This is a genomic window from Collimonas sp. (assembly GCF_035566555.1).
Lineage (GTDB): Bacteria > Pseudomonadota > Gammaproteobacteria > Burkholderiales > Burkholderiaceae_D > Collimonas.
Genome location: NZ_DATMRB010000143.1, coordinates 1 through 12,641, shown reverse-complemented (window position 1 = coordinate 12,641; position 12,641 = coordinate 1). Strand labels below are relative to the sequence as shown.

The 12,641-nt window shown below is 54.1% G+C and carries 11 protein-coding genes and 1 pseudogene; 1 reads left to right on the top strand and 11 read right to left on the bottom strand.

Annotated features, from left to right (window positions below; translation table 11 throughout):
* Positions 1–224: 224 nt before the first annotated feature.
* From VNZ65_RS17955 to VNZ65_RS17905, 11 genes are all read right to left on the bottom strand, one after another.
* Entirely contained in the window at positions 225–653 is a 429-nt protein-coding gene (locus VNZ65_RS17955) for a response regulator (RefSeq protein WP_325671412.1), read from the bottom strand.
* A gap of 131 nt (positions 654–784) precedes the next feature.
* Complete coding sequence (locus tag VNZ65_RS17950) at positions 785–1,417, bottom strand: response regulator transcription factor (protein WP_325671410.1); 633 nt, start codon at positions 1,415–1,417, stop codon at positions 785–787.
* 211 nt (positions 1,418–1,628) lie between these two features.
* Positions 1,629–2,180: a hypothetical protein gene (locus VNZ65_RS17945; protein ID WP_325671408.1), complete on the bottom strand. Its 552-nt coding sequence runs from the start codon at positions 2,178–2,180 to the stop codon at positions 1,629–1,631.
* A gap of 250 nt (positions 2,181–2,430) precedes the next feature.
* Complete coding sequence (locus VNZ65_RS17940) at positions 2,431–5,535, bottom strand: glycosyltransferase (RefSeq protein ID WP_325671406.1); 3,105 nt, start codon at positions 5,533–5,535, stop codon at positions 2,431–2,433.
* Positions 5,536–5,538: 3 nt separating this feature from the next.
* A complete protein-coding gene (locus VNZ65_RS17935; RefSeq protein ID WP_325671405.1) occupies positions 5,539–6,378 on the bottom strand; it encodes a glycosyltransferase family 2 protein in 840 nt (279 codons plus the stop codon).
* On the bottom strand, positions 6,365–7,603 hold the full coding sequence (locus VNZ65_RS17930; protein WP_325671403.1) for an ABC transporter ATP-binding protein: 1,239 nt from the start codon (positions 7,601–7,603) through the stop codon (positions 6,365–6,367). The genes VNZ65_RS17935 and VNZ65_RS17930 overlap by 14 nt, the downstream gene beginning before the upstream one ends.
* Positions 7,593–8,411, bottom strand: a complete 819-nt coding sequence (locus tag VNZ65_RS17925; protein ID WP_325671401.1) for an ABC transporter permease — start codon at positions 8,409–8,411, stop codon at positions 7,593–7,595. Before VNZ65_RS17925 ends, VNZ65_RS17930 begins: the two co-directional genes overlap by 11 nt.
* Entirely contained in the window at positions 8,411–8,956 is a 546-nt protein-coding gene (gene rfbC, locus VNZ65_RS17920; protein ID WP_325671399.1) for a dTDP-4-dehydrorhamnose 3,5-epimerase, read from the bottom strand. The genes VNZ65_RS17925 and rfbC overlap by 1 nt, the downstream gene beginning before the upstream one ends.
* A complete protein-coding gene (gene rfbA, locus VNZ65_RS17915) occupies positions 8,956–9,837 on the bottom strand; it encodes a glucose-1-phosphate thymidylyltransferase RfbA (RefSeq protein ID WP_325671397.1) in 882 nt (293 codons plus the stop codon). The genes rfbC and rfbA overlap by 1 nt, the downstream gene beginning before the upstream one ends.
* On the bottom strand, positions 9,834–10,730 hold the full coding sequence (gene rfbD / locus VNZ65_RS17910; RefSeq protein ID WP_325671395.1) for a dTDP-4-dehydrorhamnose reductase: 897 nt from the start codon (positions 10,728–10,730) through the stop codon (positions 9,834–9,836). Before rfbD ends, rfbA begins: the two co-directional genes overlap by 4 nt.
* Before the next feature lie 68 nt (positions 10,731–10,798).
* Complete coding sequence (locus VNZ65_RS17905) at positions 10,799–11,734, bottom strand: glycosyltransferase family 2 protein (protein WP_325671393.1); 936 nt, start codon at positions 11,732–11,734, stop codon at positions 10,799–10,801.
* A 565-nt stretch (positions 11,735–12,299) separates the two neighbouring features.
* On the opposite strand from VNZ65_RS17905, the pseudogene VNZ65_RS17900 reads away from it, so the two are divergent.
* Positions 12,300–12,641 (top strand): annotated as a pseudogene (locus tag VNZ65_RS17900) (FMN-binding glutamate synthase family protein); the annotation flags it as partial.

The window sequence follows — 12,641 nt, the reverse complement described above, 5'->3', positions numbered from 1 at the left end:
CGCGCGGCAGCGGCTTGCATCTAGTGTCGTGTCCTGCCTCATCTGTCGGTATATCGCGCCGGCCTTGGCCCGTATCGCGTCGTTGCGCCTAGCGCTACGGGCCAAGGCCGGCGCGATATACCGACAGATGAGGCAGGACACGACACTAGGCTTAAAAACATGAAAAGCCCGCTCAGTTAAGCGGGCAGACACTAGCGATGCCATCTTCAACGACGCAGGTGCGATCAATGATCCGGCAAGCCGGTCCCCAAGGCTGCCAGCAAATCGCGCAGCTTGGTAAACTCCGAACTCTTGTCGAAGAAAAACCGCACGCCGTATTGTTCTCCGGCGCGCCGGAAGGCATTGCTGACATTATTGCTGAAAATGATTTTCAGCGAGTTGAGCGGCTTCGTCGATTTTGACAAGGTGCGCAACAAGCTCATGCCGTTGCCCTGCTTCAGTTCGATATCCAGGATCAGCACATCGAAAGAGTCAGCATCGATCTTTTGCAAGGCATCGTCTTCCTCTTCAGAGAAGCCGGCAAACACCACGCCTGGAATCTCGCTCAAGGTTTCAATCATCAGATCACGCACATCGACCGAATCTTCCACAAGAAAAATCCGCAGCGGCGTGACGCCCGACCTGATGGTGTTGGAGGCAGTTGTATGGTCCATAGTGACTGACGGCGGGTGAGCTCATTTTTTCGTGCATTGCGCCAGAACTGGATGCTAGGGACTGGCAAGTCCCTCGATACGGCAACATGCAGGTGATTAGAGTCCTTTGAATAAATTAAACACGAATTCTGCTAGTCGATCAAATTATTCTTGATTGCATAATAAATAATATCCGCATTGCTGGTCATGCTCATTTTCTGCAGGACGCGGGTGCGATAGGTGCTGATGGTTTTTACGCTCAGGCACAACTCCTCCGCGATCTTGGTCACCCCTTCGCCCTGGCTCAGCTTGTAAAAAATCTCGTACTCGCGTGCCGACAAGGTTTCGTGCAAGGGCGTGTCGTCATTGCTTGCCGGATCTGCCGTCAGCAGTTCGGCGACGCCGTAGCTGATGTATTTATGGCCTTGCAAGATCGTACTGATCGCCTTCACCAGCTCCGTCGCCAGCGCCTCCTTCTGCACATAGCCGTCAGCCCCGCTGCGCAGCACCTGCACCGCATAGCGGCTTTCAGGATGCATGCTGAGCATCAGCACCGGCAGCTTCGGTTTCTCGCGCTTGATCTGCTTGAGCACCTCTACGCCGCTCTTGTCCGGCATCGCGATATCCAGCAGCACGATGTCGTAGTCGTTGCCGCGCACCAGCTGTATTGCCTCATGCGCATTGGCAGCTTCGCCGGCGATCTCGTAGTCCGGAATGTCGGCGATGAAGAACTGGACGCCGGCGCGTACTACCGCATGATCGTCAACCACCAGGATTTTTATCATCTGTTCAACCGTCACAATCAGTTAGGTTATCGGCCTTCCTATGGCCTGGCGATCCAACGCGCCGGGGCCAGGGAAAAGCAGAAGGCATTACATGATGTTTAGTGTGCGGCCGCCCGGCGTCAATGTAAACAAATTAGTAAAAATCACAGCTTCCTCGTGGTGCGAAGCGCCAGCCGCCGCAGCGCAAGGCAGCGCTGCGGCCAGCCCGCCATTACTTGTTCAGCTCCGCCTTGGCGGCGCTTGTGCAATCGTCTTTGGCCGCGCCCGCCAGCGCATCGCACTTGGCCAGTGCAACCTTGTAGCGCGCATCGGCGCGCTCTTCGCGAGCGTCGGCCTTGGCCTTGCTGATGTCCAGCTGCTTATCGGCATTGGCGATCGCATCGCTTTGTCCAGCCTTGGCCTGTTTCAGGCAGACATCCTTGGCGTTGCCCGCCAGGCTGTCGCACTTTTCCCTGGCTACGGCGTAGTCGGCGTCCGCTTCCGATTTGCGCGCACTGGCCAGCGCCTTGGGAGTTTTCTTGTATTCCACCTTGGCGTCCTGCTTGCTGTGTTCGCGCGTGGCCTTGGCCTCTTTGACGCAGACGTCCTTGCCGTTGCCGCTGAGCGCGTCGCACTTGGCGCGGTCGAGTTTGTAAGCAGCGTCAGCCGCGTCTTGCGCAGCACTGTAGGCAGCCCGGGAACTGTCTGTCGCCAAAGCCAGGGAAACGCCGCTGCAAGCGGCAACCCCGATCAATATGCTCGCGATGGTTTTCTTGATGCTCATAAGCCGTTCCTTTGAATAATGTGGCAATGCAGCTGCTCGGGCAGGTCGTCAGCGCTAACTTGTATCCATGGTAGCCAAGCACGGTCGGATGGCCTATAGGACGGCAACCGATAGGCTTGTAGGACAAACGGAAGAGGATGCTGTAAAACCCAGCGGAGAGGAGCCGGTTGCGGCAGATATTTAAGGGAACGCAGCCCGAACACAGACTATGAGCCGTCTTTCCAAGGCTGCCGATGCCTTCACTGCGCTTTCAAGATGTCATTTCAACAATATTCGTCATTGCCTGTTTGGATCGCTCCCAGTCCCAGCGACTGGCTGTGGCAAACCCCGCCTCCTGCAATTTCAGCCGCAATGACGGATCTTCCGCGAGCCGCGAAATTCCGGCGCGCGCAGCCTCGATATCCCCTTGCGCCACCATCAGGACATTCTGGCCGTCGCAAGCATACTCGATGCCTCCGGCCACCTCGCCCAGCACGACGACGCAACCGCAGGCCATCGCCTCCAGCGGCGGATAGGCAAAGCTTTCAACCCGGCTCATTTTCAGCAGCACATCACATGAAGAATAGATGCGCCGCATGTCGGCTTGCTGCACGCTTTCAAAGAAACGGTCGTAGCGCCAGCCGGGTTCCGGATAACCGTTCGAACTGACGATCCATAACTCGCAATCGAGGCCGCTAACAGCCTGGTATGCTTCCGCCATTCCTTTGAAGGGCACCGAAATCGGCCCCTCGATCAAGACTCGCAAGCGCCGTGGATTTCTGTCCTGCAAAGGCTGGTCCTGATAGAACAGCTTGCTGTCCAGGCCATTCGGCACGTGGCAGGCGGCAGGCTGAGAAAATTCCTTGCGCAACATGTCGACCAGCCAGCCGGCGATGCAGACGTATTCGTAGTCCTTGCGATAAGTAGCAGCTACTTGCGCCTTTACCGCTTCTGCATCATAAAACAGGCGTTCGTCCGACTGCACAAAATACAGCTTGCGGCGCGCCGGTATTTTTTCCAGCCATTCGACAGTGCTCCAGAAAGTAGCGAACAGCATATCGATATTATCGAATCCATACTTCTCGACATCCTGGACGCCATACACCCGTATGGATGGGTTGCCATACCAGGCAATATCGCCGTGCCCGCTCAGATTCAGAATGAAGGCATCGTGTCCCGCTTCCATCAACATGCTGACGTGTTTCAGGACCACCGCCGCACCGCCGGAAATGCCGAGCGAAGCCAGCATGAAAACGATCTTCCGCGGCTTCGGCCCGGGCAGGCGGAATTCCTGCTCGATCAATCCTGCCCAATGGGCGTCGTTGGCCTTGAAGTTAAGTTCATTATTGCCGGCATGCAGGCGCAGGTCGGTCAGCACCTGCGGCACCGACCTGAAGCGCGCGCCATGGTAAGCAAGCCTTACCCAAAGCTCATGATCTTCGCGATATTCCATGCGCGTCTTGAGGAATCCGGCTTGCAGCAGCAAGTCGCGTCGCAGCATCACCGTGCTCTGGCAAGGAACGCAGATTTTCAACAGCATGTCGAGGTCGCAATCAGGGCTATGCACCACCTGCCCGTGCGCCAGGCCATCAATCTCGCGGCTGCCGTCGAGCAGTGCGCGCCAGGAACCGTAAACCACATCCGCGCTGCCGGATTCCAGCAGCGGCAAACAAAGTTCCAGGCGCTCAGGCGCGGCAATGTCGTCGCTGTCGAGGAACGCAATGTATCGGCCGCGCGCTTCGAGAATCCCCTTGTTGCGTCCGCGTACGGCGTTGCCGGAACTGACCGGATAATGAAATATCCTGACGCTGGGATCGGCGCGGAATTCATTGACCACCGCCAGCGTAGCAGCCGGTGATCCGTCCGTAACCAGGATCACCTCAAATGCCTGCACGCTTTGTTCCAGCGCCGAACGAATCGTGGTGCGCAGGACATCGGTGCGGTCATATATCGGGATGATGAACGACACCAGCGGCGCCGCATCCCTGGTTTCATGGGACCGGTCCATGACGAAGCGTTCGAGTTGCTGCGCCGAAGCCAGGCGCCGCCGGCGCCGTCCAAGATAGCCGGCGGCTTTGCGGGAAAGACCGAGCGCGCCTTCCTGCCTCAAGACAAAGCGCGCACGGGCCAGCAATGCACGCGACCGCTCCAGCATCACCCGCGAACTGCCTGCAGCGCGCCGCACCGGTGCTGTCAAGCGCCAGGAATTGGATTCCAGGACACTGGCAAATTCGCGTCGCGACAGATCCAGGGCATGTTCTTTTTCCAGCAATTGTTCCTGGAGTGCCGCCATCTGATCGTCACGCAGCCTGAGCTCGGACTGGTGATTGCCGATCATCTGGCGCAAGCCGATGAACTGCCTGGCGTCGGCCGCCAATACTTCTTTGTCGGTGACGGATATCTGGACAGAGAAATCCGAGCCGTATGCTTCCTCCATGACAGCGAGCAGGTTTTCAGTCAGAGAAAAATAGGTCAGCGCCAATCCATGAAGGATTTCACGCTGACTGTAAGCCTGGTCAAAACCGTCGAACAGATGCTCATATATTTGCCGGGCCGACTGCATGACCGGAGTGCAACGGCCGGAAAAATTCTTGGCCAGCGCCGCCCCGAAGCAAGCGCCGGTGATCCAGCCGGGTCCGCCAAACCTGTCGTAGCAGAACACCGGCGTCCCGCCCGCCAGGCAATATTGCACCGTCTTGCCGATGGTAATGACAGCGCTGTAGCCTGACAGGATTTCAGGCGTTACCCGCTGAACCTTGCCGTTGACGCCAATCAGGTCCGCACGTATCCCGTTGCTGCGCAGGATCTGGATCACTTCCATGATTTCTGCCGGCGGATGATTCGACACTATCGCTACGGATCTTATGGAGGTGTCCGCCGCATCACTGCATGCATGCAAGAACCTGGCAGGACAGGCGTTCGGAAAGACGCGCGCTTTCTCAGAAAAATGTGGATACTTGCTGACAAAATATTCGAGATTTTCCTGCGAATGGACAACATATCTGGAAAATGACAAGCCCGACATGGGCGGCGCTTCCAATGCTTCGAAATGGGAAAGCGAGGAATAAATGCCAACCTTGATTCTCAGTGCGCCCTTTGCGAATAAATGATGCGCGGTGACGTAGTGGCTCACCCATAACAGGTCGAATTCGCGTGCACCTATATCGGCCGCGAAGAGATCGATGCACTCGATGCCCAGCAGCCTGATTTCTTCAGCAACTGGCGCGCCGATCTCGAAAGCCGCCAGCGTCACCTCGACGCCTAGATCCCGCAACGCTTCGACAATTTCAAGCGAAGCAATCTCGGCGCCGGCGAAATCCACCAGGCGTGAGCAGGCGACCAGTGCAGTCCGTGGAATGTATTTCTGTTTTTCCATATGTCAGTATATTTTTACCGCAGCGTCAAACAAGCCGCTTCCCCAGACATGCAGCGCAGTGCCGAAATCCGATTGCTCATGCAGGGCTTTGCCTTTCCTGGCCTGCCATTTCTGGCCATACGGATCCCAGGGAAAATGCTTGACGTAATAGTCGCAGGTAGCTTCCCAGTGCGCATAGGACAAACTTTTCCCGTAATGCTGGCAATAGAAATCCGTCTCGACGCCGTCCGCAACGATAGGCTCGCGCGCATCCAGGCCGACGAATTTCACCTCCTCGCGATTCTTCCACAGCATCAGTATGTCTCTGCGTTCCGGCCCGAAATAGCGCCGGAAATTCAACAACTGCATGCCTTTTTCAAAAGCCCGGTCATCGCTCTCGGTCATGTAGGCATCAAACAAACGAATCCTGACGGCGTTGACCTCTGCCGCAGGCGGCGCAGTAACGAACTCTCTTATCGGACCGACGTAGCGCTCGTCGGCATCGCAGCACATGCACCAGGCGAAGTCGAAACGCTTGCGAGCCTCCTGCAGCAGCAAACCGCGATGCCGCGTCTCGGACAGCAGGCGGCTGTCGACGCTTGACTGCCATTCATCGTTCTGCACAATCATGACGACTTTCTCATGCGCTTTCAAGATGGCGCGCGTGGCGTCGGTGCTGGCGTCATCGTAGGCGCAGATCAGATCGGCGAAGCCGGCCAGATGGTCAAGCGTATCCTCGAGAATCAATTCTTCATTGCGGATGCGAAGCAGGACAAGCAGAGGCACTTTGTTGATGCGCGCCTGGTCGCGTTGCCAGATGCTTTCCGCCGCAGCCAGGCTCCAGCTATCTTCACGACCATTCATGCTCGCACCTCACTATGCCATCCACTTTTGCAAAGCCATTGGCGCTGCGCTCCATCTCGATCTTGATTTGCAGGCACGCATCCAGTTTATCGTATGAAAACATGCCCTGTTCGTCCGATACCGAAATGCTGACCGTGTATTCTCCCGGCGCCAGATGGTTGTCGCGGATCAGCAGTGCCACCTTTTCCTTTTTCTCATTGAAGACAATGTCGTCGCGCAAGGTATTGAGGATGGTGACGACGTTGCCCTTCAAGTCATAGAGGATGATGCCGACGCCAAATTGCGGCGTCTGGCCGCTGAAACTAAGGCCGATCTCAATCCTGACGTCATCGCCCATGCGATAGGAAAGCTTGTCCGAAACCACGGAAGCGATACTAATCTTGCGTTCCTCCGGCGCCGCGCCACCCTGGCCGGAAACGCTATTGCTTCTGTTGTTCGCGGTCTGGCTGGACTCCAACCGTATTTCATGTTCCATCATCTTTTGATATTCATCGCAGATGGACAAGCGCTCGCCCATGCCGCGCATGTTTCCGGTATCAAGCCAGATCGCGCGATCGCAAAAATTCCTGACGGCGGAAGTCGAATGTGAAACAAACAGGATTGCCGTTCCCTGGTCCCTGATTTTCTTCATCCGGGTAAAGGATTTTTCCTGGAACGCCATGTCGCCGACGCTCAGCGCTTCATCGACGATCAAGATGTCCGGATCGACCTGGATCGCCACCGAAAAAGCAAGCCGCGCCAGCATGCCGCTGGAATAGGTCTTTACCGCGTGATCCATGAAATGCCTGATGTCGGCAAACGCTGCGATGTCATCAAATTTTTCATCGACCTCTTCCTTGCTCAGGCCAAGGATAGCGGCATTCATGTAGACATTTTCGCGCCCGGTAAACTCAGGATTGAAACCCGAACCCAGCTCCAGCAAGGCTGCAATGCGGCCGTTGGTCTGGATTTCGCCGCCGCTGGGATTCACCGTTCCGCATATCATTTGCAGCAGCGTCGATTTGCCGCTGCCGTTGCGGCCGACAATGCCGACGGTCTCGCCCTTCATGATTTCGAAAGAAATATCCTTGAGCGCCCAGAATTCGCGGAAATACTGGCCCCGCGGCCTGCCTGCCAGCCCTTGCAAGCGGGGATAGACAGACTGCTTCAAGCGATCGTGCGGCTGATTGTATATCTGGTAGCACTTGCTGAGCTTTTCTACCTTGATGGCGATCTCAGAGGACATCGGCAAAACCCTTTCGCGTTTTCTGGAACCATGCAAAGCCAGCCCAGGCGAACAATGCGGCGACGATCAAATAAATTCCCAGTAATGTCATGTCCGGAACCCGGCCCCAAAACAATACATCCCGCGCCTGTTCTATGGCGGGACTCAGGGGATTCAGCAGCAGCCAATGTCGATATTTTTCGGGCACCGAACTGGTCGGATAGAAAATCGGCGACAGGAACATGACTACCGTAGTAAAGATACCGATAAACTGGGAAACATCCCGCAGATAGACACCCAACGATGCCAGCGCCCAGGTCAAGCCCATGACAAACAGCAGCAGCGGCAGCACAACCAACGGAAAAAGCAACACCGTGATGTGAGGAACACCGAAAAAAATCAGGTAGGCGATCAGCCATACGCCAAGGCTGACCAAGGCGTGAAACCCCACTGCGCCCAATGCAACCCAAGGAAGTATCTCCAGCGGAAAAACCACCTTCTTTACGTAATTGACATTCGCCAGAATCAAGCCCGGAGCCCGGTTGACGCACTCTGCAAACAGATTGAACACAATCAGTCCGGCAAACAGCACGAGCGCAAATTCAGTCTTTGAATCGCTGCCTCCGCTCCAGCGCGACTTGAACACGACGCTGAAGACAAAGGTGTAGACGACCAGCATGAACACTGGGTTGAAGAATGACCAAAGAATGCCCATGATGGAACCGCGGTAGCGGCCGACCACCTCCCGCTGGACCAGGGCTTTTACCAATCTGCGGTTGCGCCACAGGCTCGCGGTCAATTCCTGTGGCGAGGAAGAGAAACGCTGCATCAGGCAAAAACCTCTGCCGCCTCGAAAAGTACTCCTTGCCCATCTTTACCCGAAAGCGATGGTTCACCGTCAAGGGGCCAGTCGATCGCCAGGTTTGCATCGTTCCATAGAATGCAGCGCTCATGGTCGGGGGCCCAGTGATCGGTGGTCAGATAAAGAAATTCCGCGGTATCCGACAATACAATGAAGCCGTGTGCAAATCCTTCAGGGATCCAGAGTTGCTTCTTGTTCTCCGCGCTGAGAATTTCGCCGACCCATTGCCCAAAAGTGGGAGAACTTTTACGGACATCTACGGCAACGTCAAACACCGCACCGGCGACAACACGCACCAGCTTGCTCTGCGGCTGTTGAATTTGATAATGAAGTCCGCGCAACACATTTTTGACTGAACGTGAGTGGTTTTCCTGAACAAATGTTATTTTTTTGCCGATTGCAGCTTCGAATTTGGCTTGATTAAAGCTTTCAAAAAAGAACCCTCGTTCATCACTGAACACTTTTGGCTCGAGCAAAATTACGTCTGGAATTGTAAGAGATGTAGTTTTCATCAGAGTATTCTTTCGTTCAGCACGCGCAGAAGATATTGGCCGTAATTATTTTTGGCGAGTGGCTGCGCGAGCCTGTCCAACTGTGCAGCATTGATCCACTTTTTCCTATAGGATATTTCCTCTGGGCAAGCGACTTTCAGGCCTTGGCGATGCTCCAAGGTAGCAATAAAATGACTGGCTTCCAGCAGAGATTCCTGCGTTCCGGTATCGAGCCAGGCGTAACCTCGTGTCATGATTTCTACGTTGAGATTGCCTTGTTCCAGATAGCAGCGATTCAGGTCTGTGATTTCCAGTTCACCGCGTGCAGACGGCTTTAGACTTTTGGCGAACTCAACGGCTTGCCTGTCATAAAAGTACAAGCCGGTCACGGCATAATTGGACTTTGGCTGTGTCGGCTTTTCTTCCAGCGACAATACTTTTCCATCTGGATCGAATTCCACCACGCCGTAACGTTCGGGATCCTGCACGTGATATGCGAACACGCTGGCACCCTCGCTGCGGGCCATAGCATTTCCTAGAAGATGGTCAAAATCATGGCCGTAAAAAATGTTATCCCCTAGCACCAAAGCGGAAAGATCGTCACCGATAAACGATTCGCCGATAATAAATGCCTGCGCCAGGCCGTCTGGGGAGTCCTGCGTGGCGTATTGCAGATTCAGCCCCCACTGCTCTCCTGTACCGAGCAACTGCACAAATCGCGGAATATCTTGTGGCGTGGAGATTAAGAGAATCTCCCGTATTCCCGCGAGCATCAATGTGCTGAGAGCATAATAAATCATCGGTTTGTCAAACACCGGTAACAACTGCTTGCTCATCACCAACGTAGCAGGATACAGACGCGTGCCGGAACCTCCAGCTAGAACAATGCCCTTGCGCTTCATATCGAAGTTTCCGATCGCAGCATTTGGTCGATCACTTGATCGACATCGTCTTTCCAGTCGGGGAAATTTAGATTCAGCGCGCGTGATAGCAATCCCGTGTCTAGACGCGAGTTATGTGGACGCCTGGCCGGAAGTGGATATGCCTCTGTGGGAACGGCATTGATCTGTCTGGCGTTCAGTTTGAGCACCGCGCCGTTGGCATGAGCCCGGGTCACAGTATGAAGCGCCAGACCATGCCAAGAGGTTTCTCCTGCGGCAGTCAGATGGTAAATCCCACCTTTCAGCGTCTTTGCATGATAAGCGGCGATCGCCGACGCGGTCACATCGGCAATCAGCCTCGCAGACGTTGGAGCGCCGACCTGGTCAGACACCACATTAAGACTTTCTTTCTCCTTAGCCAGGCGCAATATGGTTTTGACGAAATTATTGCCATGCGTTGAAAATACCCAGGTGGTACGAAAAATCAGCGCATTGCAGGCACTTTCAAGGATCGCCTGCTCTCCCGCATACTTGGAGCGCCCATAAGCGCTTTGCGGGTTAGCTGAATCATCTTCCAAGTAGGGGGTCGCTTTCTCCCCGTCAAATACATAGTCCGTGGAATAGTGGACCAGCAATTTTCCCTTGGACTGCGCATATGCTGCCAAGACGCCAACCGCTTCGGCATTCACCTTTTGTGCAGCCAGTTCGTCGGCCTCAGCCTTGTCTACCGCAGTATAGGCAGCCGCATTGACAATCACATCCGGTGCAGCGATTGTCAGCAGTGTGGACAGGTCATCCAAATTCGCCAGATCGATTTCATCACGACTCAACGCGCTTACACCACCCAATGGCGGTAAGCTCCGTTGACATTCCTGACCAACTTGTCCGTCTTTTCCCAGAAGAAGAATCTTCATATCTACGGTTTCTCCATACGCTCATGTGCCTCACTGCCGCAGACAATAATCGTCCTCATTAGATTCATTTAGAATTTCTTAAAAATCGCAGCCAGGGCCAACCCGAGATTTCCCAGCGTGGTCTGGCGATATAGACCGCATTGTTTGATACCGATAAGACGGAAATAAAGACCGCGATTTCTCGAGATCGAAAATCGATCAAATATTTCCCGGTTTTCTGGTGTGATTTTGTGACGCAAGCGTCCCAACGCGCGAATATTACGGTCGTTATAGTCTCGGAAGCGTCCATGCCACAACATGCTCATCCGAACCAGGCGGGCGCGCCAGCCTATATTCATTCCTACCAGATTACCCTCATGTTGACGGTATCGCAATGAAGGGTAGGTATCATAAAAAACCCTGCCACCGCAGGCGCTGACAACCAGATACACCCACCAGTCGTGCGTCACCACGTCAATATCGGCTCCCGCCTCGCGTAAAAGCTCGCAAGCTGCATTGTTGAACACCATAGTGTTGCCGCCACCGATATTTTGCATCAAGGCATTCGGAAAACTTGGCGGTTTGGTGAACAACGGAGAAAGCCCAATGTCACGGTCTTTCTCATCGATCAACCGCGTTCTGGAACAATACATCGCGGGGATATTTTCAGGCATGCTCGTCAGCCAATTCATGGCACGTTCGAGCTTGTCTGTTTCCCATATGTCGTCCTGATCCGAATATGCGTAATAGCCGGCTTGAATTTTTTTCTTGCACGTCAAAGAAAGAAAGTTTGCAGCAAATCCTTCCGCCGGGCCAGAGTGGATCGACAATCGATCCCGCCCCCACTTCCGTTGATAGGAATTGAGTATTTCCTGTGTTTTGTCACGGGAACAATCGTCGGATGCCCACACTTCCCAGCTCTTATAACTTTGGGCAGCGAACGAATCCAGCTGTTCAGCAAGATAACGCTGACCATGATAGGTGCAAAGAAGAATAGCAACCTTTGGTGAGGCGTCGGATGGCATAGAAAATGTCTTAAGGGATACGATTTATATTATTCACTCCATATCGCTCTTTATTTGCACGTATTTGTATACTTCTGTAACTACTTCCTTCGCGCGAAACTGCACCAAAAGAAGTCTATTGAAAGTCTCTTTCTCTACAATTAGACAGATTTATCTTTCTTCATCATTCACGAAATGAAATTTTGGACCGATTTCTTTTGACGCAGAACGATATAAATTGCCGAGGACGTAAATGTCACCGCCAGATACAAATTAATGTACATCGATACAAAGATAAATCCGATAAAACCGCCTACTCCCTTATCAATTTACCCATACCCCCACTGGCTTTTTAAGTATACGCACATCACAGTCGTGGCAATGCCAGATAAATCCTCAAATTTGATCAGCAATTTCGTATCTGACTCAAAAATCGTGGCTCTCTAGCAGGAAGTTGCGGCCTAATCGGAAACCAGCCGGTACGGACTACCTCGTCAATGTGTAGAATTATCGGTCTGTCACTGGCGAAATATCCCTCCCGCCGGTCGATCACAGAGCAATCACCAGCGATAAAAGGAAAGAAATCATGAAAGTCAGCCGTTACCTAAGTTTCTGGATAGTGCTGTTGCTGACGGTGGCGCTCGCCGCTGCTGCTGCCGCGGGCAAGATTGCCTGGTGGTGGGCGGTGGCGCCGGCGCTGTTGAGCGCGCTTGGCATATGGGACATGAACCAGCGCAGCCACGCTATCCTGCGCAATTATCCGCTGATGGGTCATTTCCGTTTTCTGTTTGAAATGATCCGCCCGGAAATGCGGCAGTATTTTTTCGAGAGCGATAACGACGGCGCGCCGTTCACCCGCAAGGAGCGCAGCCTGGTCTACCAGCGCGCCAAGGGCGAGGTCGACAGCCGGCCGTTCGGCACCGAGCTG